The following is a 24,676-nucleotide window of genomic DNA, read 5'->3' on the forward strand; positions in this document are numbered from 1 at the left end:
TGTGGTTCACCGGCGATCCGGGAAGGAGGTATCCATGCGGTGTCTGAGTGGGAGGTACCGCCTCGGCGCGAAGCTCGGCCAGGGCGGCATGGCGAGTGTCTGGCGTGCGCACGACGACGTCCTGGACCGGGACGTCGCGGTCAAGCTGCTCACCCCCGAGCACACCGCCGACCCTGACGCGTTCGACCGGGCCCGCAACGAGGCCCGCTCCGGCGCCCGCTTCGCCCACCCCAACGTCGTGGCCGTCTACGACTTCGGCACGTCCCGCCGCGGCGGGCGCGGCACCGCGTACCTGGTGATGGAGCTCGTCGAGGGGCCGCTGCTCGTCGAGGCCATGCGGGACGGCCCGCTCGACTGGCAGGTCGCCGGGCGCATCTGCGCCGAGGTCGGCGCCGGCCTTGCCGCCGCGCACAGCCACGGCATCGTGCACCGCGACGTGAAGCCCGCCAACGTCGTGCTCACCGCGGCCGGCGCGAAGATCCTCGACTTCGGCGTCGCCGCGCGGGTCGGGCACCCGTCGGAGCGGATCCTGTTCGGTACCCCCGCGTACCTGGCGCCGGAACGGCTCGACGGCGGCCCGGCCAGTACCGCCACCGACGTCTATGCCGTCGGTGTCCTGCTGTACCAGTGCCTGACCGGCCGGATCCCGTGGCCGGTCGGCACCGACGAGCAGGTGCTGCACGCGCACCGGCACACCCCGCCGGCCGAGCTGCCGCCGATCGCCGGGCTGCCACCGGAGATCGCCGAGCTGTGCGCCGCGTCACTGTCGAAGGTCCCGGAGTGCCGCCCGACGGCGGTCGCGCTCGCGCTGATCCTCGCCGCCGCGGTCGACGTGCCGGTCCACGTCCCGCCGGTCCTGGCCCACCGCCCGGCGCCCGTCCCGGCCGCTCTGGACGCGCCCACCCTGGCGGTCTGACGCGGCGGGCCGGTGGAGTCCGCCGGGCGGGTCAGGGGCTGATCAAGGTGAGCGTGAGGACGGACGTGTAGTGGCCGGTCGGTGAGGTGCCGGGCATCCGCAGCTCGAGGTCCGCCCCCAACCGGACCGTTCCCAGCCCGCCGCCACCTGCCAACGTGGCCGCTGTGCCAAGGCCCGGACTGGACGGATCGGCCAGTCGTGAGGCGACGCCGGCGCCCAGGACGACCTCTCCCTCAGCGTCGCCGCGGTCCGCTTCGAATGCGGGCCGCCAGCCGAGGTTGCGCGCCGATTTCATGGTCGCTGATCTTGCAACGATCTTGCGTGCGATCGGCGGCGCATCGGTGAACGCCGGACGTCCGCCCGGCCACGCACTTGTCGCTCGGCGCTGCGTCGACCACGATCCGAACCCGCCGGCCGGTCGCGGCGCTACGACTTCAGGGTCTTCAGGATCCTCGCCAGGGTCGTCCGGTCGGCGGCGTCCAGGTTGGCGAAGAAACGTTCGGCCTCGGCGTGCCGGGCGGTGCGGATCGCCTCGGCGGTGGCCTGCCCGGTGTCGGTCAGCGCGACCAGGGTGGCGCGCCGGTCCGCCGGGTCGGGGCGGCGCTCGACCAGGCCGCGCTCCTGCAGCCCGTCGACGACCTCGGTGGTCGAGCGCGGCGCGATGCGCAGGTGGTCGGACAGCTCGCTCAGGCGCATCACCCCGTGCCGCATGAGGACCGCCACGGCGCGGGACTGCCCGGGGGTGATCCCGATCGGCTCGAGGGTCTCGTGCGTCAGGTGCCGCAGCCGGCGGGCGACGCTCCAGAACGCCTCGGCGAGACCCTCATCACGGCCATCGTCGGCGTCGTTCACGGGAATACGGTAGCAGGGGTTGGTGTTGGAGCCTCATAGTGAGGTAACCTCATCAAAACGTCCCCTGCAGAAGGTGAGTTCCCTTGGAACCCCAACTCCCCCAGCGACCCCCACGCAACCGTGAGCTCAGCGCCGCGGACAAGGCCCGCAACAAGGCCCAGGCCAAGGACGTCTCCCTGGCCCGCATCGGCCGCCTCTTCACCGCCCACCGCGGCCCGCTGACCGCGGTCGTCGCCATCATCGTCGTCTCCTCCGTGCTCGGCGGGGCGTCGCCGTTCCTGCTCCGCGAGGTCATCGACGTCGCACTGCCCGGCCGCGACACCACGCTGCTGATCTGGCTGGTCGTCGGCATGGTCGCCGTCGCCGCCGTCACCTCCGCGCTCGGCGTCGTGCAGACCTGGATCTCCACCAGGGTCGGCCAGCAGGTCATGCACCGCCTGCGCACCGACGTCTTCACCCACCTGCAGCGCCAGTCCGTCGGGTTCTTCACCCGCACCAGGACCGGCGAGGTGCAGTCCCGCATCACCAACGACATCGGCGGCATGCAGAGCGTGGTCACCTCGACCGCGACCTCCGTCGCGTCGAACCTGACCACCACCATCACCACCGCGGTCGCCATGGCCGCGCTGTCGTGGCGGCTGTCGCTGGTCTCCCTCGTCGTGCTGCCTCCCGCGATCTACCTCACCCGCAAGGTCGCCGGGATGCGCCGCGAGATCACCGCCGCGCGCCAGCGGGAGCTCGCCGACCTCAACGTCACCATCGAGGAGGGCCTCTCCGTCAGCGGCGTGCGCCTGAGCAAGACCATGGGCGCCGGCGCCGCCCTCGTCGAGCGGTTCACCGCGTCGTCCAACCGGCTGATCGACCTGGAGCTGCGCTCCGAGCTCGCCGGGCGCTGGCGGATGGCCTCGATGAGCATCATCTTCGCCGCGATCCCCGCGGTCATCTACCTCAGCGCCGGCCTGCCACCGACCGCGGGCTCGCTGAGCATCGGCACCCTGGTCGCGTTCACCGCGCTGCAGTCCGCGCTGTTCCGGCCGCTCATGGGCCTGCTCGGCGTCGGTGTGTCGCTGACCAGCTCCCTGGCACTGTTCGCGCGGATCTTCGAATACCTCGACCTGCCGGTGGAGGTCGACGACCCGGCCCACCCGGTGCCGCTGCCCCGCGCCACGACCAGCGGCCACCTGCGCTTCGAGGACGTCACCTTCAGCTACCCGGGCAGCGACGCCGCCGCGGTCGCCGGGATCAGCCTCGACGTGCCCGCCGGCACCTCCCTCGCCCTGGTCGGCGAGACCGGCTCCGGCAAGTCCACCATCGCCTCCCTCGTCGCCCGGCTGCACGACCCCACCGGCGGCCGGATCACCATCGACGGCGTCGACCTGCGCGACGTGCGCCTCGCCGACCTCGCCGAGATCGTCGGGGTGGTCAGCCAGGAGACGTATCTGCTGCACACCACCATCCGGGAGAACCTGCGCTACGCGAAGCCCGACGCGACCGACGACGAGCTCGTCGAGGCCGCGAAGGCCGCCCAGATCCACGACCTCATCTCCCGCCTCCCCGACGGCTACGACACGATGGTCGGCTCCCGCGGCTACCGCTTCTCCGGCGGCGAGCAGCAGCGCATCGCCATCGCCCGCACCCTGCTGCGCGACCCGCGCATCCTCGTGCTCGACGAGGCGACCAGCGCCCTGGACACCGAGACCGAGCGCGCCGTGCAGCGGGCCTTCGACGCCCTCGCCGAGGGGCGCACCACGATCACCATCGCGCACCGCCTCTCCACCGTCCGCGACGCCGACCAGATCCTGGTCATCGACCACGGCCGCGTCATCGAGCGGGGCACCCACGCCGCGCTGCTCGAGGCCGCCGGCCCGTATGCGGCCCTGGCCGCCTGACTCAGTGACTTCCCCGATGCGCAGGCCGCCGCGGCCGGCGCATGCTGGAGGCATGGGTCGAGTCCTCGCAGGGATCGTCGCCGTCGTCGTCGGACTGTTCGTCGTCGGCGCGATCGCCGTATGGCTGTTCAACGCACTGCTCGGTGCCGCCTTCTACCTCATCGTCGGCGCGGTCGTGGTCGGTGGGGCCGTCTGGCTCTACGGGCGCGTCCGCCGCAATCTCACGGGCGGCAGCCGCAACCAGCGCCGCCTCGAGGCGACGCTCGCCACCTGGCGCCAGCGCCAGCGCTGATCGGCCGCCCCGGCCGCCGCACCCCTCCGCCGACCGCCTCCGGGCGCGGCGACACCGCCGCCTCCGGGCGCGGCGACACCGGCACGCCTCCAGCCACGGGCAGCCGGGCGCCTCCCGGCGCGGGCAGACGGGGCACCTCCCGGCGCGGGCAGACGGGGCGCCTCCGGGCGCGGGCAGACCGGGCGCTTCCGGGCGCGGCAACACCGGCACGCCTCCAGCCACGGCCAGACCGGGCGTCTCCCGGCGCGGCCAGATGGGGCACCTCCGGGCGCGGCGACACCGCCGCCTCCGAGCGCGCCGACGACGGGGCGCCTCCGGGCGCGGGCAGACCGGGCGCTTCCGGGCGCGGCAACACCGGGCGTATCGGCGGCGGGGGTCAGCGGGGCAGGACGGCGTCGGCCATGGCTTCGGCGAGCCAGCGTTCGAAGCGGTCCAGGGTCCAGCCGCGGCGGTGCACGAGGCGCAGCACCACCTCCGGCGCGGTGAGGGTCCACAGCACGTCGGCGGCCTCCTCGACGCTGACCCGCAGGCCGAAGCGCTCCTGCAGGGTCGCCGCCACGGTCGCGGTGCCGATCGCGCGCTCCGCCTCGGTCGTGTCGATCAGCGCCTTGACGTCGCGGTCGCCGGCCGCGCCCTCGCTGAGCAGGATCGGCAGCAGCGGCAGGACCCGCTCGGTGATGTCGCGGCCCATCCGCGCGTACCGGGCCAGCAGCTCCCGTGGGTCCGGCGCCGCGCGCATCGCGAGGGCGGCCGGACGCTCCAGCATCGCCACGGGTTCGATGTCGCCGGCCAGCATCGTGTCGTAGACCGCCTTGAGGACCGCGGCCTTGCCGCCGACCGTGTTGTAGACCGTCTGGACGCTGCACCCGGCGCGCGCCGCGATCGCCTCGACGGTGGCGCCGGTGTAGCCGCGGCGCAGGAACAGCGCCTGGGCGGCGGCGATCACGCGCTGGCGGGTGGCGCGGGTCTGCTCCGCCCGGACCGCACTGGAATACCGCCGCCCCGTCATGGCTACAGCCGCCCCGTCATGGCTACAGCGCCACCGGCTCGGGCACCGGCAGGGCGCCGACCTGCCACAGGGCGCTGAGCTCGTCGCGGACGCCCCAGTGCTCGACGAGGACGCCGCCGGTGGAGCGGTACAGATGCATCGTCATCATCGCGTAGGGCTTCCCCGTCGCGGCGAAGCCGAGGTGGCCGCTGTTGTGCACGCCGTGGGCCGTGGCGCGGACCGCCACCTGGTCACCGGACGCGACGAGGTCGTGCAGCTCGAAGCGCAGCCGCAGCACGCCGGTCAGGAAACCCATGATCTGCAGGTAACCGGCGCGACCCTTGGGCGCCCAGGGCGGCGCGCCGTGATCGACGAAGTCCTCGGCGACGAGCGGTCCGATGCGGTCCACCGCGCCCTCGTTGATCGCGGCGAGCAGGTCGCGGACGAGCCTCTCGGTTGTCTCCATGGTGCCTCCTCAGCAGTTCGATAGAACCACGTTCCATCCGAACCGGCGCGGGACCCAAGCTCGCTGGAAGGATCCGGGGCGGGGTTCTAGGTCGTGTTTCGTAAGGCTCGGAGCCATTGGTTGATAACGGCGATGGTGACGGTGGCTTCGTAGCGGACGGCGAGCTTGTCGTACCGAGTGGCCATGGCCCGGTGGTGTTTGAGCTGGTTGATGCCGCACTCGACGGCGTGACGCAACCGGTAGACGACAGGGTCGAAGGCGGGTGGCCGCCCGCCGTTGGACCCCTTGGCTTTACGGTGCGCGTCCTGGTCGGCCTTGCTCGGGATGCAGACGCGGATCTTGCGGCGGCGGGCGTACCCGCGGTTGCCTCTGCTGGTGTACGCCTTGTCGGCCAGGATCAGGCTGGGACGCGTCCGTGGCCGGCCGCCGCCGATGCGGTGCACCTTGATGCGTTCCAGCACGGGGATGAACTGCGGGCTGTCCCCGCGCTGCCCAGCGGTCACGACCACCGCGAGGGTCTTGCGGCCCTGCTCGCAGACCAGGTGGGTCTTGGTGGTGAACCCGCCACGAGAGCGGCCTAGACCATGATCGGCCGGTTCGGCACCGCCGACCCCGTCTGGTGGCTCCTTCTGCAGGTGCGCGTCCCGGCGGGCGCCGGCAGCGTGCTGATGCGCGCGACTGACCGTGGAATCGACGCTGACCGTCCAGCCGATCTTCCCAGCCGCGTCCGCCAGGGTCTGCAACGCGGCCAGGATCTTCGCCCACGTCCCGTCGCGTTGCCAGCGCCGGAACCACCGGTACAACGTCTGCCACGGCGCGTACACGGCAGGGACGTCCCGCCACGGCACCCCGGCGCGGACCCGCCACCGGATCCCGTCGACGACATCTCTGACTGCCCACTTCCGCGGACGCCCACGACCGTTTCCCGCAGGCAGCAACGGTTGCAGCACCGCCCACTGCACGTCGGTCATGTCATGGCGCCTCGCTGCCGCTACGCTCGGCACGAGGTCTCCGGTCTGGTATTCGGTTTTGCTTGGTCGCTAAACCACCTACCGGAGACCTCTTCAGTTATCGATCACCGCCACGCCGCAACATCGACCCCTTACGAAACACGACCTAGCCGACGCTGAGGGCGGGATCGAGGGCGACGGTCGCGGCGGCGAGGGCCAGCAGGCCGACGGCCAGGCCGAACTGCGCCGACAGGTCGCCGGCCAGCAGGTGCGTGTGCACGGCGCAGGCGAAGAACAGCACCAGGCCCGCGGCCGCCGCGGTGCCGAGGGCGGAACCGGTGAGCAGGCCGGCGACGAGCCCGGCGGCGCCGGCGAGCTTCAGCACGCCGATCGGGAACGTGAGCCACGACGTGGGCACGCCGGCGCGGGCCATGCCGGGCAGGATCGGCCGGAAGTGCAGCACCGCGCAGGTGCCGGAGAACAGGTTCGCCGCGGCGGTGACCAGGGCGACGGTGACGTAGGCGGCGCCCACGTCAGAACGCGTCCGCGTGGTCGGCGACCCAGCCGGCGAGCGGGGTCGCCGGGCGGCCGAGGACCTGCTCGACGACGCCGGTCGGGGCGTGCTGCGGCCGGTCGGGGTGGCGGGCGTAGCGCTCCATCAGCGCCGCGGCGAACGCCGGCGGCATGCCCTGCGCGACCAGCTGCCGCGCCGCGGCCTCGGCGGGCACCTCCTCGAAGCACAGTGGACGGTGCAGCACCGCCCCGATGGTCGCGACCTGCTCGCCGTGGGTCAGCGACTGCGGGCCGGTGAGCTCCAGGGCCCGCCCCGCCAGGGTGCCGTCGCGCAGGGCCAGCGCCGCAACCTCGGCGATGTCGCGTTCGTCCACGAGGGACTCCTGGAAGGCGCGGAAGGGGTACCGCACGGTCGCACCGGCCCTGATCTGCGGGCCGAACGCGCGGGCGGTGTTGCCGGCGAAGGAGGCCGCGCGCAGCGTGGTCCACGCCAGGCCGCTGTCGCGCGCGGCGACCTCCAGCTCCGCGTTGCGGTCACCGGCGAGCCGGGACGGCTGCTGGTCCTCGGGGTCATCGACGTTCATGGCGGTGAGCGCGACGACCCTGCGGACGCCGGCGGCCCGCGCGGCGGCGAGGATCTGCGGCGCGCGCTCGCCGGCGACGCGCGGGTGCAGGAACAGCGCGGTGACGCCGTGGAGGCCGGCCTCGACGGTGGGGACGCTGCCGGGCAGCGGGGCGCCGCGGGTGACGGCCCGGACGGGCTCGCCGGCCTCGATGAGGGTGCGCAGGAGGTGGCGGCCGATCACGCCGGTCGCGCCGGTGATCAGGATCATCGTGGTCCTTTCCGGGTATCGTGTCTTCGACAACCGATATCGTATGAGTTCCATAATATATGGAACAGGGATCGAGATCTTATGAGTTCCGTATCACAGTCGCCTGACGACAAGCGGCAGCGGCGGCGCTCCACGACCGCGATCAAGGAGTCGCTGCGGGAACTGTCGATCCAGCTGTCGCTGCTCAACCATCAGGTCGGCGGGCGGCTCGGCGTGAAGGACGCCGACTTCGACTGCCTCGACCTGATCAACCGGCACGGCCCGATGAGCCCCAGTGCCCTCGCCCGGCGCGCCGGGCAGCACCCGGCGACCATGACCGGCGTCCTGGACCGCCTGGAGCGGGCCGGCTGGATCACCCGCGAGCGCGACCCTGCCGACCGCCGGGCCGTCCAGGTCCGCGCCCTCAAGGAGCGCAACACCGAGGTCTTCCACCTGTACACGGGAATGAACACCGCCATGGACGACCTCTGCGCCGGCTACGACGAGGCGCAGCTGGAGCTGCTGGCCGAGTTCCTGGACCGGGCCACCGCGGCGGGCCGCCAGGCCACCGACGCCCTGGCCGAAGCGGACTGAGCCGCGGGCGTCGTCAGCCGTCGAGCCGGGCGGCGGCGGCCCTGGCCAGGAGGTGGAAGGACTGGGCCTCCGCGGAGGTGCCGGGCCGGTCGAACATCGGGGCGCCGCAGACCTGCGTCACCAGGCCCTCCCCGGTCACCAGCGGCGCGACCGACGCCAGCAGCGAGCGGCCCACCGCGGCATACGAGCGTGGCAGCCAGCCGTCCGCGACGCCGGTGCAGGCGGTGTACGCGAGCATCTGCGCGACGTTCGCCTCGGGGAACGACGCCGGGTCGTCCAGGACGTTGCCGAACAGCCCGTCGGGGCGGCGCAGCGCGAGGCACGCGTCCAGGACCTCCCGTGCGTGGCCGGCGAGGGCCGGCCGCAGCGACGGGTCGTAGCGCAGCGCCCGGGCGATGCCGGCGGCGACCCAGCCGCTGCCGGTGCCCCAGTGCCCTGGGGCGGTGAGGGTCGCGGTGGCCTCGTCCCACTGGGCCGCGTAGAGCCCGCCGTCGCACAGCCGCTCCCGGTGCCCGGCCACCTGCCGGGCGGCCTCGTCGGCGTGGCCGGTGGCGGCGAGCAGCGGCACCACCATGTAGACGGTGTCGGCCCAGACCTCGCGGCCGCCGATCACGTGGAAGAGGGTGCCGTCGGCGGCCCGGGGCGCACGGGACAGCAGCCAGTCGAGCTGGGCGTCCAGCGCCGGGTGGCCGATGAGGGCCTCGCCGCAGGCCGCGCCGTTGACCGAGCCGGACTCCTCCCCCACCGTGCCGAGCCGGCCGTCGGCGCTCTGGTGCACGACGGCGTCGAGGGCGAGCAGCCGGGCCAGGCCGGCGTGGCCGAGGTCGAGCAGGGCGTGCGTGGCGACGCCCTGCTCCCACGAGTGGCGCTGCATGGCCAGCAGCGCGAGCAGAACCGGGTCGAGCACCCCTCAGCTCTGCGGCGTGAGGACGAAGACGGGGATCACCCGGTCGGTCTTGGCCTGGTAGGCCTCGTAGTCGGGCCAGGTCTCGTTGGCGCGCTTCCACCACGTGGCGCGCTCCTCGCCGGTGACGAGACGGGCGGTGTAGTCCTTGCGGACCGGGCCGTCCTGCAGCTCGACCTGCGGGTGCGCGACGAGGTTGTGATACCAGACGGGATGCGTCGGCGCGCCGCCCTGGGAGGCGACCACCGCGTATTCCCCGTCGTGCTCGACCCGCATCAGCGGGTTCTTGCGCAGCTTGCCGGTCTTCGCACCGACGGTGGTGAGCAGGATGATCGGGCGGCCGCGCAGCGTGTTGCCCTCCGCGCCGTTGGTCCGCTCGAACAGCTGAGCCTGTTCGTTGGCCCAGTCCGCGGCGCCTGGTGCGTATTCTCCGGTCAGCGGCATGCACGGCTCCTCACGTGTGACAGTGCGGATCAACACTACTCGTGGGAGTTGGTGCTGCCGGAGGTCTTCGCGTCAGGCAGGTCCTCCCCCGGCGGCGAGGCCACCGGATCCGAGGCGGGATCCGAGGCGATGGGCCCGCCGTCGGACTCGTCGGACGGCTGGGTGCCCGGTGGTTCCTTGTCCGGGGTCGGCTCGCCGTCGGGATGGGCGACGAGGTATCGCACGGCGGTGTTGCCGACCGCCAGCAGCGGCACCGCGACCAGGCCGCCGACGATGCCCGCGGCGACCACGCCCGTGGTGATCGCGAGGATCACGGCCAGGGGGTGCAGGGAGACCGCGCGGCCCATGATGAGCGGCTGCAGGACGTGCCCCTCCAGCTGCTGCACGGCGATGACGATGGCCAGGACCAGCAGCGCGTGCAGCGGGTCCTTGGTGACCAGGGCGACGAGCACGGCGACCGCGCCGGACAGGGTCGCGCCGACGACGGGGATGAACGCGCCGAGAAAGACCAGCGCGGCGAGCGGCAGTGCCAGGGGGATCCGCAGGATCGCCAGGCCGATGCCGATGCCGACGGCGTCGACGAACGCGACGAGGACGGTGGCCCGCACGTAGGACACCAGCGTGAACCACGAGTAGTGCCCGGCGCGGGCGGCCGGCAGGCGGGCCGGGCGCGGCAGCAGGCGGCAGAGGAACTCCCAGATCTGCCCGCCGTCGCGCAGGAAGAAGAACAGCGTGAACAGCACCACGAAGAAGCCGGTGAGGACCTCGGTGATGGTGGTGGCGGTGGTCAGGGCGCCGGAGGTGAGCGCGCCACGGTTCGCCGACAGCTGGGCGCCGATCCCGTCGATCGCGGAGTCGATCTGCTCCTTCGAGACGTGCAGCGGCCCGCTCGACAGCCAGTCGCGGATCTCGTTGACGCCGCCGGCGACCTGTTCGCTGAGGCTGTCGAACTGGGCGATGAAGGTCTGCACGATGACGCCGAGGCCGCCGAAGACCACGACGAGGCCGCCGACGAGGACGAGCGTGGCGGCGAGGGACCTGGGCACGCCCCGCTTGCGCAGGCCGGCGGCGGCCGGTTCGAGCAGCGCCGCGAGCAGCAGCGCGACGACGACCGGGATGACCATGAGGCGCAGGGCGCCGATGAGCCGCAGCAGCAGGTACGCGGCGAGGATGAACAGCACGATCCGCCACGCCCACGCGCCGGCCACCCGGACACCGTGCGGGATGCCGTCGTCCACTGTGGAGCGCTGGTCGACGACGAGGACGTCGCGGTCGGGCAGCTCCCGGCGGAACTCGGGGACGACGCCGGTCCGCCGGGCCGTGGTCAGTCGCGCCTTCGCACGGTCGGACACTTGCGCGATCCAGGTCATGCTCCCGCTGTACCCCCCGACGGGCGACGCCAATCGAGGGGTTTCGCGCCGCTACTTGACCTTGTCGTACCGGGCGAACGAGTCGGGGTCCTTGGCGCTGGAGGTGCGCCACACGTCGCCGACGCAGGTGTAGTTGTTCGGGTCCAGGTTGGGCTCGAGGTTGATCGTGCCGGCCTTGCGACCGTCGACGGAGATGACCACCGAGGAGGTGCTCTCCTTGCCGGCGTACTCGATCGTCCGCCCGACGGTCTTGATCGACCAGTCGGTGCTGCCGGAGAACGTGGCGTTGATGTTGCGGCCCTTGTCGTCCGTGCCGGCGTAGACGGTCTTGGCGTCGTCCTCGACCGCGGTGCCGTCGGCCTTGATCGTCCACCGCTTGCCGCCGCCGGTCATCTTGACCTTGCCGATGCCCTCACGCTTGTCGACATCGGTGCCCGTCAGGTCGACGACCTTCTGGTAGCTGGTCTGGTTCCATGTGCCGACCAGGCACGGATCGACCGGGCCGGCGTAGGACGTCGGCGCCGTGCCGGGGCCGGCAACCGGCTCCTTCTTGTTCTTCGACAGCGCCACGACCACGATGGACACCGCCAGCAGGGCGAGCAGGCAGACCGCGGCGATCACCAGCATCGGCAGCCGGCTGCGCGAGCGCTGCGGCGGCACGGTGATCAGCCCCGTGGCCGGTTGCGCATACGGGTTCGCCGGCGGTCCGCTGTACGGCGCCGCCGAGTTGGGCGCGATGTTGTAGGGCGCCGCCGAGTAGGGCTGGTTCCCGTAGGACGGCTGCTGCGGCGGGTACTGCTGCTGCTGCGGGTACTGCGCCGGCGGCTGCTGCGGCGGGTACTGCTGCTGCGGGTACTGCGCGGGTGGCTGCTGTTGCGGATATTGCGGACCCGGCTGGCCCTGCTGCGGGTACGGCCATTGCTGCGACGGATCCACGATCGTCCTCCCCGATGCCTGACGTGTATCGCCGTAGAGGATGGCACACCGAACCCTGGCCCGCAGGACGCGAGAAGCGACATATGGTGCATTTACCTGGTCAGATCACAACGTGGCAGGCTGGGAGTTTCCCACTGGCGCCGATCGACCGACCCTAAACCCGCAGAAGTGTGTGACCATCGAGCGGAGCGGGTACACGTCGCGCACCGGGCAGGCCCGTCGGAGGAGGTTGAGCATCATGCTCAGCGAGAGCGAGCAGCAGCGGCTCGCGGACATCGAAGCCGCACTGCGCAATGACACGCGGTTCGTCAACGGGTTCAACCGGGCGATGACCCGCCGAGTCACACCCCGTCGCATCACCGCGGTCGCCATCGCCGTCGCCGGAGTCCTCGGCGTCGTCGTCGGGCTGGCCGCAGGCAGCGTCGCGGGCACGGTCCTGGCGATCTGCGCCGTCGGCGTCGCCGGGGGCGTGTGGACCTGGCGGCCGCTGCACCAGCCAGAACCCCCTGTCACCCCATAAACGACTCCGCACATCCGACCCCCGAAGGCCACCGCCGGCCGTCGGGGGTCCGTGCACTGCCCGGCGCATTTGCGTAGAATTTGTCCCGTGTTGCCCTCGATCGCCCGGATCAAGGTCGCCCTGAACGGCGGCCGCCTCCCCGGCGCGCACCCCGCCCTGCCGTGCACGCCCGCCGAGCTCGCCGTCGCCGCGCGGGACGCGGTCGCCGCCGGCGCCGAGGCCGTGCACCTGCACCCGCGCGACGCCGACGGGCGGGAGTCGCTCGACGCCGCCGACGTGGGCGCCGCCGTGGCCGCGGTCCCGGGTCCTGCCCGGCCACGCCGATCGGCGTCACCACCGGGCTGTGGATCAGCGGCCGGGACGTCGCCGCCCGGCAGCGCACGGTCGCCGGCTGGGCGGAGCTGCCACCGGCGCGGCGGCCGGACTTCGCCTCCGTCAACGTCGCCGAGCCCGGCCTCACCGACCTGGTCGCCACCCTGCGGGCACTCGCCGTCGCGGTCGAGGCCGGCGTCTGGTCGGTGCAGGACGCCTCGGCGCTGTCCATCATGGACGGCCTGCCACGGATCCTCGTCGAGGTCATGACGCCGCAGACCGACGCCCTGGCGATCCTGGCCCGCCTCGACGAGGTCGGCGTGCGCGGCGAGCGGCTCCTGCACGGCGAAGGCGAGCAGTGCTGGCCGATGGTCGCCCTCGCCGGCCGGCTCGGCCTGCCGACCCGCATCGGCCTCGAGGACACCCTCACCGCCCCCGACGGCACCCCGGTCAGCGGCAACGCGGAGCTGGTCCGGCACGCCCTGTCCGTGTGGGCGTCGCTCGGCTGAGGTTCGTCCCGCGGCGGCGGTACGACCTCAGGCGACCAGTTCCGCCAGCTGCTGCAGGGTCTTGCCGAGCGGGGCGTCCACCAGTACACCGGCCAGCTCGTCGCTCTTCGTGGGTCCCTGGTTGACGATGGCGATCGGCACGCCCAGCTTCGCGGCCCGGATCACGAAGCGCCGCCCCGACAGGACTGTGAGCGAGGAGCCCAGGACCAGCAGCGCCGCGGCCGCCTCCACCAGCGCGAAGCTCGCCTCCACGCGGGGCATCGGCACCTGCTCGCCGAAGAACACCACGTCGGGCTTGAGCATCCCGCCGCAGCCGTCGCAGTCCACGACGGCGAAGTCCGCGGCCTGCTCGTCGGTCAGGTCGACGTCTCCGTCGGGGTTGACGCCCCCGCTCAGCGCGGCGAACGACGGGTTCGCCGCCCGCAGCCGCCCGTCGAGGGTGGTCCGGGCGGTCACGTCGCCGCAGTCCAGGCACACGACCCGGTCCAGGCCGCCGTGCAGCTCGATGACGGGGTCGGCGCCGGCGGCCTGGTGCAGGCCGTCGACGTTCTGCGTGATGACGCCCGTGACCAGCCCGCCGAGCTGCAGCCGGGCGACGGCGCGGTGCCCGTCGTTGGGCGCCGCCTCCGCGATCGTGCGCCAGCCCAGGTAGCTGCGTGCCCAGTAGCGCCGCCGGGCGACCGGGTCGCCGGTGAAGGTCTGGTAGGTCATCGGCGCCGCATTACGCTGCTGCCCACTCGGACCGCGATAGTCCGGAATGCCCGACTCGGTGGACAGCCCGGCGCCACTGAGGACGACCACACCGCCCCGCCGGACGAGCCCGCTCAACTGCTCCACCCAGTCATTGTCCCTCGCGTTTCCCGCCCGGTTCGCCGGTGGCAGTGATGGGGCGCACACGTCCGGCGGGCGGGGACGTATCGTGGGGGCCATGGGTTTGGTGAGCAAATTCAACGCGTGGCGTCGCAAGCTGCAGGAGCAGCCCGGCACCACGATCGACCTCGAGCCGATGCAGGCTCTTCTGCCGCTGATCGAGGAGCGCGAGGCCGAGCTGTCCGAGCTCACCGACGACGAGCTCCGCGCTGCCGCCACGGCGCTGCACCAGCGGGACGACCCGCAGGACTTCGTCGAGGCGTGCGCCCTCGGCCGGGAGGCCGCGAAGCGTGCCCTCGACGAGCGCCCCTATGACGTGCAGCTGCTCGGTGCCCAGGTGCTCCTCGCCGGTCACGTCGTGGAGATGGCCACCGGTGAGGGCAAGACCCTGACCGCCGCGATCGCCGCCGCCGGATACGCCGCGATGGGCCCGGTCCACGTGATCACGGTCAACGACTATCTCGCCCGCCGTGACGCCGAGTGGATGCGCCCGGTCTATGAGCTGCTGGACCTCACCGTCGGCTGGGTCAACGAGTCCTCCACGCCCGAGGAGCGCCGCGAGGCGTATGCGGCTGACATCACGTATGTCTCGGTCAGCGAGGCCGGCTTCGACCTGCTCCGCGACAGCATCGTCACCGACACCGCCGACCGGGTGCACCGCGAGTTCGGCACGGTCATCATCGACGAGGCCGACTCGATCCTGATCGACGAGGCCAAGGTCCCGCTGGTCCTGGCCGGTTCGACCATCGACGAGAAGGACTCGCCGGTCGCGATCGCCGAGATCGTCGGCGGCCTGCGGCGCGACCACGACTACGACGTCGTGGACGACGGCCGCACCGTGCACCTGACGACCGAGGGCCTGGCGAAGGTCGAGGCCCTGCTGGGGGTCGACCTCTACGCGGCCGACCAGGTCGACGCCCTCACCGCCGTCAACCTGGCGCTGCACGCCGAGTCGCTGCTGGTCCGCGACGTCGACTACATCGTCCGCGACGAGAAGGTCGAGCTCATCGACGAGTTCCGCGGCCGGGTTGCCCAGCGGCGGCGCTGGCCCGACGGGCTGCAGGCCGCCGTGGAGGCCAAGGAGAAGATCCGCAGCAGCGGCGGCGGCACCGTCCTGCAGACCATCACGGTCCAGGCGTTCCTGACGCAGTACAAGAAGATCTGCGGCATGACCGGCACCGCCCTGCCCGTCGGTGACCAGCTCCGCGAGTTCTACAAGCTCGAGGTCGCGATCATCCCGCCGCACCTGCCCAACGTCCGCAAGGACTGGCCCGACCGCGTCTACGCCTCCGCCGAGGAGCGCGACATCGCCGTGGTCAACGAGATCGTGGCGATGCACGCGACCGGCCGGCCCGTCCTCGTCGGCACGCTCAGCGTCGCCGAGTCCGAGCAGCTCGCCGCCACCCTCGCCGAGGAAGGCGTCGAGTGTGTCGTGCTCAACGCCAAGAACGACGAGAAGGAGGCCGGCATCGTCGCGGAGGCCGGCTCGTTCAACGCCGTGACCGTCTCGACGCAGATGACCGGCCGCGGCGTCGACATCCGCCTCGGCGGCAGCGACGAGAAGGACCGCGAGCGGGTCGAGGGCCTCGGCGGCCTGTTCGTCATCGGCACCGCCCGCAACGACAGCCGCCGCATCGACGACCAGCTCCGCGGCCGCGCCGGCCGGCAGGGCGACCCCGGCGAGTCGATGTTCTTCGTCAGCCTCGAGGACGAGCTCATCCAGCGCTACGGCCCCGAGCCGCTGCCGATGGGCCAGGCCGACGCCGAAGGCGCCATCGAGGACGAGGACGTCCGCTGGGCGATCGGCTCCGCGCAGCGCGTCGCGGAGACCGTCAACCTGGAGATCCACCGCAACACCTGGCGCTACAACTACCTGCTCGACCAGCACCGCCAGCTGCACGCGAAGCGGCGCGAGGAGCTCCTCGTCACCGACGCCGCCGGCGAGCTGCTCGCCGAGCGGGCCCCCGACCGCTACAACGAGCTGTCGGAGGAGCTCGGCGAGGAGGTCGTCCTCCGCATCGCCCGCACGATCGCGCTGTTCCACGCCGACTCCGCCTGGTCGGAGCACCTCGCCGACATGAGCGAGCTGCGCGAGGGCATCCACCTGCGCGTCCTCGGCGCCCAGGACCCGCTCGACGAGTTCCACCGCGAGGCGATCCCGGCCTTCCGCGGCCTGCTCGCCGAGATCGACGACCGCACGGTCAAGGAGTTCGAGGAGCTCGAGATCGACGGGCCGGACTGGCAGCCCGCCGACGCCGGCCTGGTCCGGCCGAGCGCCACCTGGACCTACGTGGTCAGCGACAACCCGTTCGGCTCGGAGATGGAGCGGTTCTTCGCCGGCATGGTCAAGCTGTTCCGCAGCGGCAAGGGCGTCAAGAAGAGCTGACACCGCGCCTCGGTGGCCGTCGCGCGCTGCGCGGCGGCCACTGCTCTTTGCGGCGGCGGCCGCTTCTTCGCGCGGCGACGGCCGCTTCTTCGCGCGGCGACGGCCACTTCTTCGCGCGGCGGCCACTGCTCTTGCGGCGGCCGCTTCGCTGGGCGGCGGCCGCTGCCCTTGCGGCGGCCGCTGCCCTTGCGGCGGTCGCTTCGCTGCGCGGTCAGCCGAACTGTTCGGGGCCGAAGCGGCCCCACGCCACGAGGACGGCCAGGGCCAGGATCGCGACGTTCACCGCGATCGCCGGCGCCTCGTGCCGGCGCAGGTGCGTGACGGCCGCGCCGGCCATCAGCAGCGCCACGCCGACGGCGGCGACGGGCACCAGCACCGGCGCGACCCCGAGCAGCGCGGGCAGCACCAGGCCCACGCCGGCCAGCAGCTCCAGGACACCGATGGCCTTGACGACGCCGTCGCTGAAGTCCTCGGTGAATCCCATGCCGGCCGCGGCCAGCTTCTCCTTCGGCAGGGCGACCTTCACGGCGCCGCCGGCCAGGAAGGCCGCGGCCAGCAGTCCCGCAACGATCCACAGCGCGATGTTCATGGGTGCTCCTCGTGCTCGGGGTACGTCTCAGCGGTACGACGACGCACACCCCCGCAACGTCAGGCGCCCCGCGCGGTCAGGTGGTACAGGGCCTGCGCGGCGGCCTCGTCGGCGGTGCGGGTGCTCCCCCGGCGCCACGCCTCGCCGGCGTCCGCGGCGGGCAGGCGGACCCGGACGGCGGCGAGCGCGACGGCGAGCCGCTCGGCCTCGGCACCGTAGACACCCGCGGGCGCGTCCAGGGCGGCGGCGAGCTCGATCGCGGCGGTGTCGCGGCCGGTCCGCGCGAACAGCACCACCAGGTTCCGCAGCGCGATGATGAGCAGCGGCCGGCCGCCGGTGGTCCGCCAGTGCCGGATCGCGTCGGCGAACAGGGCCAGGGCCGGCTCGGGCGGGCCGTGCCTGCCGCGCAGGGCGACCATGGCGGTCCTGGTGACCCCGGCGACGAACCGGTTGCCGACCGCGCCCGCGACCCGCAGCGCCTCGTCGAGGGCGGCGATCGCGGCCGTGGGGTTGCCGTCGCCGTGGGCCTCCGCGAGGGCGAACAGGGCGAAGGCCACCGCCGACGGGTTGCCGGTGGCGCGTGCCTCGGCCAGCCCGCCTCGGCGGCGGGCAGGGCGGCGGGGTCCTGCCGGTACGCCAGGGGCAGGGCGAGGTTGGCCATCGCGATCGCCCGGGCCGCGCCGCCGGCCGGGAGCACCGCGATCGCCCGCCGGTACTGCGCTTCGGCCGCGTCGACGTCGCCCTGGATGAGGGCGATGTCACCGAGCAGGTCCGCGGCGCCGGTGTGGCCCGCGTCGACGGCCTGCCGGGCGATCCGGGCGGCGGTGTCGAAGTCGCTGTCCAGCCAGGCACCGTACGCCGCGCCGACCATCACCTCAGGGGTCGCCCCGCGGGGGTCGTCCCGCAGCGTCAGGGTCGACCAGGTGAGCAGGTCGGCGCGCAGGTGCCAGAGCCCGAACCAGGCGACCGCACCGGCGAGACGCACCGCGACCCGTGGCGCATGCACCCTGGACCACTGCCACGCCTGCCGAGCGTCGTCCAGGGCGCCCTGCACCACCGGCACCCACGCGGCCTCGTCCGGCCCCGAAAGACCCGCCGCGGCCTCCTCCAGGACCCCGGCGAAGTACGTGGCGTGCCGCAGCCGCAGCTCCCGGTCGCCGGCCTCGTCGAGGAGCTCGGCGGCGTACACCCGCAGGCTGACCAGCATCCGGTACCGGCCGACGCCGACGGTCCCCGGCCTGGTCAGCAGCGACCGCTCGGCGAGCAGCGCGACGACGTGCGCGACCGACGCGGCCGACAGCCCGCCGTAGCCGATGACGGCCTCGGCGGCGGAGAGGTCGATCCCGGCCGCGAACACGTGCAACCTGGCGAACGCGACCCGCTCCTGCTCCCCCAGCAGCCGCCACGACCAGTCCACCACGGCCCGCAGCGTCTGGTGCCGGGCCGGGCGGCCGCGGGGACCGGCATCCAGCAGGACGAGCCGCGCGTCGAGCCGCCTCGCGAGGTCGTCGACGGTGAGCGTGCCGACCCTGGCCGCGGCCAGTTCGATGGCGAGCGGCAGACGATCGAGCGCGTCACACACCGCACCGACCCGCGCTGCCAGTCCGGCCTCCGGCGGCCGGTGTACGCCGGGAGCGGGCCGGTCGCCCGCAGCGGCCCGCGTATCCAGCACGGCGGCGGCTTGCATGGGCGGTGCGGCGAGCGCCGGCTGCGCGGACGGTGCGGCGAACGCGGGGTCGGCGGCGGCCTGCGCGGACAGCGCGGCGAACGCGGGGTCGGCGGCGGACGCGCGCAGGGTGAACAGGTGCACGGCGTCGCGGGCGGACAGCGGGTCGAGGACGTAGCCGCGCTCGCCCGGCAGCCCGATGCGTTCCCGGCTGGTCGCCAGGACCCGCAGGCCCGGGCAGTCCTCGATGGACAGTCCACCCAGGATCTCGTGGACGGCGTCGAGGAGATGCTCGCAGTTGTCGACGACGAGGAGCCCTTCGGCGCCGCGGGCCCACGCCGCGAGCGAGTCGGCGAGCCGCCCCTCGACCACGAGGCCGGTGGCAGCGGCGAACGCCGGCGCCACGGCCGGCGGGTCGCCGAGGGCGGCCAGGTCCACCCACCACGTCTCCGGCCCGCCGGCCTGCCGCGCGCACGCCAGGGCGAGGCTGGTCTTGCCCACGCCTCCCGGGCCGATCAACGTGACGACGCACCCCGGTACCAGCAGCGCCGCGACCTCGGCGAGCTCATGGTCCCGCCCGATCAGCTCCGGCGTCCTGCCCGCCGACGCCCGGGCCACGGTGCGCCCGGCCGACGGGTGGGTCGCCGGCGCGGCCTGGGACGGGTGGCGGGGGCGGGGCGCGGCGGCCGGGGCGCGCAGGAGGTCCACCTGCAGGGTGAGCAGCGCCGGCGACGGGTCGAGGCCGGCCTCGTCGCGCAGCCAGACGCGGTGGGCGCGGACGGCGGCGAGGGCGTCGGCGGTGCGGCCGGCGGCGGCGAGAGCCGACACGAGGGCCCGCACCGCCCGGTCCCGGCCGGGGTCGGCGGCGACGAGGGCCGACGCTGCGGCCACCGCCTCGGCGGTCCGTCCCAGCTCGGCGAGGATCTCCACGCGCGTCTCCTCGGCGTCCCGGCGCAGTTCGGCGAGGCGGGCGGCCTCGGCGCGGGCGAGGTCGGGGAACTCCGCGTATGCCGGGCCCCGCCACAGGCGCAGCGCCGTGTCGAGCCGCAGCAGCGCGTCGAGCGGCGCCTCGCCGGGGCGGGGCCCGGCGAGCGCGGCGAACCGGTCCGCGTCGACGGCGCCGGCCGGGACGTCCAGGACGTAGCCGGGCGGGCTGGTCCGCAGGCACCCTGCCGCCGGGCCGAGCGAGCGGCGCAGCCGGGCGACGTAGGTCTGGACGGCGTTGCGGGCGTCGGGGCCGCCGGGGCCGGGCACGACGAGCGCGGCGAGCCGGTCGACGCCGAGGACGCCCGGGCGGCTCAGCACCAGCGCGGCGAGCACGGCACGCTGCCGGCCGCCCGCGATGTCCAGCGGGTGGCCGTCGACGATGACCTCCAGAGGCCCGAGGACCCCGATGCTCAGGTTCACGGCCGCGGTTTCCGCCACATGCAATCACCCTCCGCCTACAGTGCACGTACTCCGGTTGTACCCGGTTCGACAGCGGACTGGGTCAGGCTTGCAGGCATGACCGACACCGAGAGCATGAACCTGACCGAGCGCCTCCTGGGCCAGCTGCTGGCCGGCACCGAGCTGTTCAGCGTGCACCTGGGCATCCAACTCGGGTTGTACAAGGTGCTGCACGAGCATCCCGGCGCCACGGACGCGGTCCTCGCCAAGGAGGCCGGGATCGCCGAGCGGTACGCCCGTGAGTGGCTGGAGCAGCAGGCCGCGGCCGGGTACGTGGAGTGCACGTCGATTGCGCAGCGGACGTTCCGGCTGCCCGACGGCGCCGCCGACGTGCTGCTCGACCCGGCGCACCCGGCGTCCGGGGTGGGTCTCGTCACCGTGTTCGCCGGGGTGGCGCAGGCAGTGCCGGCGCTCGCCGAGGCGTACCGGACGGGTGGCGGCGTGCCGTATGCCGCGTTCGGGTCGTACACCAGGGACGGCATCGCGGCGATGAACCTGCCGGGCTTCCGGCACGCGCTCGCCCAGGAGTGGCTGCCTGCCCTGCCGGACGTGGTGGAGCGGCTCACGAAGGCGCCCGCGCGGGTGCTGGACCTGGGGTGCGGGGTTGGCGCGTCGACGCTGGCGCTCGCCGGGGCGTTCCCGCGGGCCGCGGTCACCGGCATCGACCTGGACGAGTCTTCGATCGCCGGCGCGCGGCGGGCCGCGGCGGAGTCGGGGCTCGCGGACCGGGTGACGTTCCTGCGGCAGGACGCGGCGGCCGCGGACGGCGACTACGCCCTGGTGACCATCTTCGAGGCGCTGCACGACATGGGTGACCCGGTCGGGGTGCTGCGGACCGTCCGGGGGCTGCTGGCGCCCGGTGGCACGCTGCTCGTCGCGGACGAGAAGGTCGCCGACGAGTTCACCGCACCGGCAGGTGAGATCGAGCGCCTGCAGTACGCCTTCAGCGTCCTGCACTGCCTGCCGGCGACGATGGCGGAGGATCCGGTGGAGGCGGCGGGGACCGCGCTGCGGGCGCCGACGGTCGCACGGTGGGCGGCGCAGGCCGGGTTCGCCAGCACGGTGCTGCCGATCGAGCACGACTTCTGGCGCTTCTACCGGCTGTCCGTTCTGGACTGAGTCCAGTGTGGACGGCCGTTGGATTAGGGTTGCTTGAAAAGCACCTAAAGTCTTCGTATGTGAGCGCGCCCGGTTGGTATGACCGTCCCCGGTGGACATTCAAGGGGCAGTCTCAGAGGTCGCTCGCATCCCGCGTGAGTTTCGCCGGCCGTACCGGCGCCGGCGCTCCGTCGACGCGTGGCGGGCGTTGACCATCGCCGCGTTCTGGCTGGGGCTGGTGGCGACCCTGCTGCCGTGGTGGTGGAACACGCCCGCCGGGTTCCTGCGTGACCCGGCCACGTCGCTGATCGCCGTCGGGCGGATCACCGGTCTCGTCGCGGGCTACGTCCTGCTGGTGCAGGTGCTGCTGATGTCCCGGGTCGCCTGGCTGGACCGCTGGCTGGGTGCCCGGGACCTGCTGCACTGGCACCGGGACCTCGGCGGTCTCGTCGTCGCCACCGTCCTCGCGCACGCCGTGTTCATCGTCCTGGGATACGCGAAACTCGAACGCGTCGGCCCCGCGCACGAGATCGTCAGGCTGCTCACGATCGACAAGTACACCGGGATGCTCGGCGCGTTCGTGGCCACCGGGATCCTCGTGGCGCTCGCCCTGCTGGCGCTGCCGCTGCTGCGCCGCCGGATGTCCTACGAGGTCTGGCACCTGCTGCACCTGACGTCCTACCTGGTGCTGATGCTGTCGGTGGGGCACCAGTTCGCGGTCGGGCAGGAGATGTCGCTGCCCGGGTTCTCGCGCTCCTTCTCGCTGCTGCTGTGGTGCGCGGTCGTCGCCGCGATCGGCTGGGGGCGCATCGTCGCGCCGCTGCGGATGAACCTGCGGCACCGCTTCCGGGTGCGGTCCGTCGTCGCGGAGGGCCCCGGCATGGTCTCCATCTACATCGGCGGCGAGCGGCTGCCGGAGCTGCGGGTGCGGGCCGGGCAGTTCTTCCGCTGGCGGTTCCTGGACCAGCGCAACTGGTGGCAGGCACACCCGTTCTCGATGTCGGCCGCCCCGAACGACGACTGGCTGCGGCTGACCGTGAAGGTCGTCGGTGACCACACCGCGGGTCTGCGCCGGCTGCGCCCGGGCACGCGGGTCTTCGTGGAGGGCCCCAGCGGCGACTTCACCGCGGACCGCCGCCGGCAGGCAAGGGCGCTGCTGATCGCGGGCGGCAGCGGCATCGGCCCGATCCGGGCGCTGCTGGAGGAGCTGCCGCCGCGCACCGTCGTGCTGTACCGGGCGCGCAACGCTGCCGAGCTGGTGTTCCGTTCGGAGCTGGAGCTGCTCGCCGAGGCCCGTGACGCGCAGGTCTGGTACGTCACCGGCGGCCGCGACGACCCGGGCCCGCGGCGGGCGTTCAGCCCCCGTGGGCTCGTGGAGCTGGTGCCGGACCTGACCCGGCGGGACGTGTACCTGTGCGGGTCCGCCGGGCTCGTCGACGCGTCGGTGGTGGCGCTGCGCCGTGCCGGGGTGCCGCCGCGGCAGATCCACCTCGACCCGTTCGAGTTCTGATGCGCCGCATCGGGTTCGCCGTCCTCGGCACGGGCGTGGTCACCGCAATCCTGGTCGCGGTGAAGTCGCAACTGCCGCCCGCCGCCGTGCCCGGCCCGTCCTCCTCCGTGACCGCCGCGGCGGTGGCCGGCAGGCCGGGCGGCCTGTCCACGGCCCGCGCGCCGGCACCGTCGTCGGCGTCGCGGTCGGCGCCGGGCGTCGGCGTCGTGGACCCGCACCGGATGATGGACGGCTCGTACCTCGGCGCGGTCGTCACCAACCCGTACGGTCCCGTCCAGGTCCGCGCCGACGTGCGCGGCGGGCGGCTGGTCGACGTGGTCGCGGTGCGACTGCCGACGGCCGCGGCGCGCGGCATCGAGATCGGCATGCGGGCCGCTCCCGTGCTGCGGGAGCAGGCCCTGGAGCGGCAGAGCGCCGACCTCGACACGGTGTCGGGTGCGACGTACACCAGCGACGGCTACCGGCGGTCGCTGCAGTCGGCGCTGGACGCGGCACGGACCGGCCGGCCCGGCACGTGACCTGCTGCAATCGAGTTGCGCCGATCGCCGCCGGTGGTCGTGCCGTGGGTGGACCGCGGTCGCGGACGGGCCGCACTGTCTCGGACGGCCGCATGGCCGCGCAGGTCGGACGGTCACGCGGTCGCAGACGGGCCACACGGCCGCGCAGGCCGCGCGGTCGCAGACGGGTCGCACTGTCGCGCGGGTCGGACGGTCGCGGACGGGCCGCGCTGTCGCGCGGGTCGGACGGTCGCGGACGGCCGCAGGCCGCGGAGGTCGGACGGTCGCGCGGTCGCAGACGGGCCGCACGATCGCGCGGGTCGGACGCGCGGCCGGGTCGGGCGCCCGTCGTGCGGATCGACGCGCAGCCCGGGTCTGACGCCCGGCGGACGGGTCCGCCGGGCGGGGGTCAGCCGCCGGTGGGGGCGGCGCTGGTCACGAGGTCGCGGAGCCGGTGCTGCTGCGGGACGTCGGCGGGTTCGACGGTCGCCATGAAGCGCAGCAGGCGGGTCCATTCGCGGAACTCGGCCACGTCGGCGTGCGTGAGGGCGAGCGCCGGCCCGGCCGGTAGGCCCAGGATGCGGCGGACGCCGGCGGCGAGGCCGGCGCTGCGGTCGATCAGCTCGCCGACCCGCGCCGGGTCCGGTGAGCCGGTGTCGAGCTCGGCGATGACCGCGCCGACCGCCGCTGGGTCCTGCACGACGTTTCCGGTGGTCATGACGTGCGGATGACCGAGCGCGTTGCCCTGGAACAGCTGGAAGCCGCGCGCCATGGCGCCGCTGACCGCGGCCGGGTCCTCGAGGCGGTAGGCGATCAGTTGCACGTGCGGGGTGTTGCCCACCTCGTCCAGGGCCAGTTCGACGGTCCGCGGGTCGGCGTGCAGGTGGTCGACCTTGACGTAGGTGACGTACGGCAGCAGCCGGACGCGGCCGGTGCCGGGGCTGAAGTTGTCGAGCACGACGGTGAAGCCGCGCTCCGCGAGCGACGCGACGCCTGCGACGAGGTCCCGGTCGACCTCGACGTCGTGCGGGATCTCGACGCCGACCTGGGCGGGCGAGACCGGCAGTGGCAGGTCGCCGGTGATGAACTCGCGGGTCAGGTTGACGAACACGGCCCGGTTGCCGACGAGGGCGTTGAGGCCGAAGCCGCTCCACGCCGCGGTGAGCACCCGCGCGGTGGCGTAGCTGCCGCGGGTCGTCGCGGTGTCGGCGTCGGCGCGGTCCCGGAACAGCAGTTCGTAGGCCAGGACGTCACCGGCGGCGTCGTAGATGGCCTGGCGGCCGACGTGCACCTGCTGTGTTCCGTCAAGGTTCGTCACGCAGGACCGTATCGGCGCAGACCGGCACC

Annotated in this window: 26 protein-coding genes; 11 read left to right on the forward strand and 15 right to left on the reverse strand. The window is 73.5% G+C overall.

The features are described from left to right. Window positions 1-34 precede the first annotated feature (34 nt). Complete coding sequence (locus tag OHA72_RS60510) at window positions 35-916, forward strand: serine/threonine-protein kinase (RefSeq protein WP_327005104.1); 882 nt, start codon at window positions 35-37, stop codon at window positions 914-916. A gap of 31 nt (window positions 917-947) precedes the next feature. On the opposite strand, the gene OHA72_RS60515 is transcribed toward OHA72_RS60510, so the two are convergent. Next, window positions 948-1,211, reverse strand: coding sequence for a hypothetical protein (locus OHA72_RS60515; protein WP_327005105.1), 264 nt, complete (start codon window positions 1,209-1,211; stop codon window positions 948-950). 131 nt (window positions 1,212-1,342) lie between these two features. Continuing rightward, window positions 1,343-1,774: a MarR family winged helix-turn-helix transcriptional regulator gene (locus OHA72_RS60520; protein WP_442788798.1), complete on the reverse strand. Its 432-nt coding sequence runs from the start codon at window positions 1,772-1,774 to the stop codon at window positions 1,343-1,345. 170 nt (window positions 1,775-1,944) lie between these two features. On the opposite strand from OHA72_RS60520, the gene OHA72_RS60525 reads away from it, so the two are divergent. After that, window positions 1,945-3,657 (forward strand): ABC transporter ATP-binding protein, encoded by a 1,713-nt coding sequence (locus OHA72_RS60525; protein ID WP_327011896.1) that lies wholly within the window; start codon window positions 1,945-1,947, stop codon window positions 3,655-3,657. Between the two features lie 52 nt (window positions 3,658-3,709). After that, on the forward strand, window positions 3,710-3,949 hold the full coding sequence (locus OHA72_RS60530; RefSeq protein WP_327005107.1) for a hypothetical protein: 240 nt from the start codon (window positions 3,710-3,712) through the stop codon (window positions 3,947-3,949). 376 nt (window positions 3,950-4,325) lie between these two features. Here OHA72_RS60530 and OHA72_RS60535 read toward each other — a convergent pair whose 3' ends face one another. The 5 genes from OHA72_RS60535 to OHA72_RS60555 all read right to left on the reverse strand — a co-directional run bounded on the left by OHA72_RS60535 (window position 4,326) and on the right by OHA72_RS60555 (window position 7,699). Then, window positions 4,326-4,958 (reverse strand): TetR/AcrR family transcriptional regulator, encoded by a 633-nt coding sequence (locus OHA72_RS60535; protein WP_327005108.1) that lies wholly within the window; start codon window positions 4,956-4,958, stop codon window positions 4,326-4,328. 22 nt (window positions 4,959-4,980) lie between these two features. Continuing rightward, entirely contained in the window at window positions 4,981-5,403 is a 423-nt protein-coding gene (locus tag OHA72_RS60540; protein WP_327005109.1) for an ester cyclase, read from the reverse strand. A gap of 86 nt (window positions 5,404-5,489) precedes the next feature. Next, on the reverse strand, window positions 5,490-6,374 hold the full coding sequence (locus OHA72_RS60545; RefSeq protein ID WP_327002749.1) for an IS5 family transposase: 885 nt from the start codon (window positions 6,372-6,374) through the stop codon (window positions 5,490-5,492). A gap of 145 nt (window positions 6,375-6,519) precedes the next feature. After that, window positions 6,520-6,885 carry a DoxX family protein gene (locus tag OHA72_RS60550; RefSeq protein ID WP_327005110.1) on the reverse strand — a complete coding sequence of 122 codons (366 nt, stop codon included), beginning with the start codon at window positions 6,883-6,885 and terminating at the stop codon, window positions 6,520-6,522. A gap of 1 nt (window position 6,886) precedes the next feature. After that, the gene (locus OHA72_RS60555) at window positions 6,887-7,699 is read right to left on the reverse strand and encodes an NmrA family NAD(P)-binding protein (protein ID WP_327005111.1); all 813 of its coding nucleotides are present in this window, start codon (window positions 7,697-7,699) and stop codon (window positions 6,887-6,889) included. 81 nt (window positions 7,700-7,780) lie between these two features. On the opposite strand from OHA72_RS60555, the gene OHA72_RS60560 reads away from it, so the two are divergent. After that, window positions 7,781-8,272, forward strand: coding sequence for a MarR family transcriptional regulator (locus OHA72_RS60560; protein WP_327005112.1), 492 nt, complete (start codon window positions 7,781-7,783; stop codon window positions 8,270-8,272). Window positions 8,273-8,285: 13 nt separating this feature from the next. Here the strand turns inward: OHA72_RS60560 and OHA72_RS60565 are convergent, their stop codons facing one another. The 4 genes from OHA72_RS60565 to OHA72_RS60580 are packed head-to-tail and all read right to left on the reverse strand — an operon-like array spanning window position 8,286 to window position 11,926. After that, the gene (locus tag OHA72_RS60565; RefSeq protein WP_327005113.1) at window positions 8,286-9,179 is read right to left on the reverse strand and encodes a glycoside hydrolase family 88 protein; all 894 of its coding nucleotides are present in this window, start codon (window positions 9,177-9,179) and stop codon (window positions 8,286-8,288) included. A gap of 3 nt (window positions 9,180-9,182) precedes the next feature. Further along, a complete protein-coding gene (locus tag OHA72_RS60570; protein WP_327005114.1) occupies window positions 9,183-9,620 on the reverse strand; it encodes a nitroreductase family deazaflavin-dependent oxidoreductase in 438 nt (145 codons plus the stop codon). Window positions 9,621-9,655: 35 nt separating this feature from the next. Then, the gene (locus OHA72_RS60575; RefSeq protein ID WP_327005115.1) at window positions 9,656-10,990 is read right to left on the reverse strand and encodes an AI-2E family transporter; all 1,335 of its coding nucleotides are present in this window, start codon (window positions 10,988-10,990) and stop codon (window positions 9,656-9,658) included. A 51-nt stretch (window positions 10,991-11,041) separates the two neighbouring features. Next, on the reverse strand, window positions 11,042-11,926 hold the full coding sequence (locus tag OHA72_RS60580) for a hypothetical protein (protein ID WP_327005116.1): 885 nt from the start codon (window positions 11,924-11,926) through the stop codon (window positions 11,042-11,044). 238 nt (window positions 11,927-12,164) lie between these two features. On the opposite strand from OHA72_RS60580, the gene OHA72_RS60585 reads away from it, so the two are divergent. From OHA72_RS60585 to OHA72_RS60595, 3 genes are all read left to right on the forward strand, one after another. Further along, a complete protein-coding gene (locus OHA72_RS60585; RefSeq protein ID WP_327005117.1) occupies window positions 12,165-12,446 on the forward strand; it encodes a DUF3040 domain-containing protein in 282 nt (93 codons plus the stop codon). An 87-nt stretch (window positions 12,447-12,533) separates the two neighbouring features. After that, window positions 12,534-13,028, forward strand: coding sequence for a 3-keto-5-aminohexanoate cleavage protein (locus tag OHA72_RS60590; protein WP_327005118.1), 495 nt, complete (start codon window positions 12,534-12,536; stop codon window positions 13,026-13,028). Further along, window positions 13,025-13,267: a 3-keto-5-aminohexanoate cleavage protein gene (locus OHA72_RS60595; protein ID WP_327011897.1), complete on the forward strand. Its 243-nt coding sequence runs from the start codon at window positions 13,025-13,027 to the stop codon at window positions 13,265-13,267. Before OHA72_RS60590 ends, OHA72_RS60595 begins: the two co-directional genes overlap by 4 nt. Before the next feature lie 27 nt (window positions 13,268-13,294). On the opposite strand, the gene OHA72_RS60600 is transcribed toward OHA72_RS60595, so the two are convergent. Next, complete coding sequence (locus tag OHA72_RS60600; RefSeq protein ID WP_327005119.1) at window positions 13,295-14,104, reverse strand: NAD-dependent protein deacetylase; 810 nt, start codon at window positions 14,102-14,104, stop codon at window positions 13,295-13,297. Between the two features lie 91 nt (window positions 14,105-14,195). Between OHA72_RS60600 and secA2 the strand changes: the two genes are divergently transcribed. Continuing rightward, the gene (secA2, locus tag OHA72_RS60605; protein ID WP_327005120.1) at window positions 14,196-16,523 is read left to right on the forward strand and encodes an accessory Sec system translocase SecA2; all 2,328 of its coding nucleotides are present in this window, start codon (window positions 14,196-14,198) and stop codon (window positions 16,521-16,523) included. 211 nt (window positions 16,524-16,734) lie between these two features. On the opposite strand, the gene OHA72_RS60610 is transcribed toward secA2, so the two are convergent. Both OHA72_RS60610 and OHA72_RS60615 read right to left on the reverse strand, forming a co-directional pair. Beyond that, window positions 16,735-17,112 carry a DoxX family protein gene (locus tag OHA72_RS60610; protein WP_327005121.1) on the reverse strand — a complete coding sequence of 126 codons (378 nt, stop codon included), beginning with the start codon at window positions 17,110-17,112 and terminating at the stop codon, window positions 16,735-16,737. Window positions 17,113-17,188: 76 nt separating this feature from the next. Then, window positions 17,189-20,203: an AfsR/SARP family transcriptional regulator gene (locus OHA72_RS60615; protein ID WP_327005122.1), complete on the reverse strand. Its 3,015-nt coding sequence runs from the start codon at window positions 20,201-20,203 to the stop codon at window positions 17,189-17,191. A 78-nt stretch (window positions 20,204-20,281) separates the two neighbouring features. Between OHA72_RS60615 and OHA72_RS60620 the strand changes: the two genes are divergently transcribed. The 3 genes from OHA72_RS60620 (at window position 20,282) to OHA72_RS60630 (ending at window position 23,350) form a co-directional block, all read left to right on the forward strand. After that, a complete protein-coding gene (locus OHA72_RS60620) occupies window positions 20,282-21,343 on the forward strand; it encodes a methyltransferase domain-containing protein (protein WP_327005123.1) in 1,062 nt (353 codons plus the stop codon). Between the two features lie 91 nt (window positions 21,344-21,434). Then, window positions 21,435-22,832, forward strand: coding sequence for a ferredoxin reductase family protein (locus OHA72_RS60625; RefSeq protein WP_327005124.1), 1,398 nt, complete (start codon window positions 21,435-21,437; stop codon window positions 22,830-22,832). Then, on the forward strand, window positions 22,832-23,350 hold the full coding sequence (locus OHA72_RS60630; RefSeq protein ID WP_327005125.1) for an FMN-binding protein: 519 nt from the start codon (window positions 22,832-22,834) through the stop codon (window positions 23,348-23,350). Before OHA72_RS60625 ends, OHA72_RS60630 begins: the two co-directional genes overlap by 1 nt. 388 nt (window positions 23,351-23,738) lie before the next feature. On the opposite strand, the gene OHA72_RS60635 is transcribed toward OHA72_RS60630, so the two are convergent. After that, entirely contained in the window at window positions 23,739-24,647 is a 909-nt protein-coding gene (locus OHA72_RS60635) for an EAL and HDOD domain-containing protein (protein ID WP_327005126.1), read from the reverse strand. Between the last annotated feature and the right edge of the window lie 29 nt (window positions 24,648-24,676).

It is taken from the genome of Dactylosporangium sp. NBC_01737 (assembly GCF_035963215.1).
Classification (GTDB): Bacteria; Actinomycetota; Actinomycetes; order Mycobacteriales; family Micromonosporaceae; genus Dactylosporangium.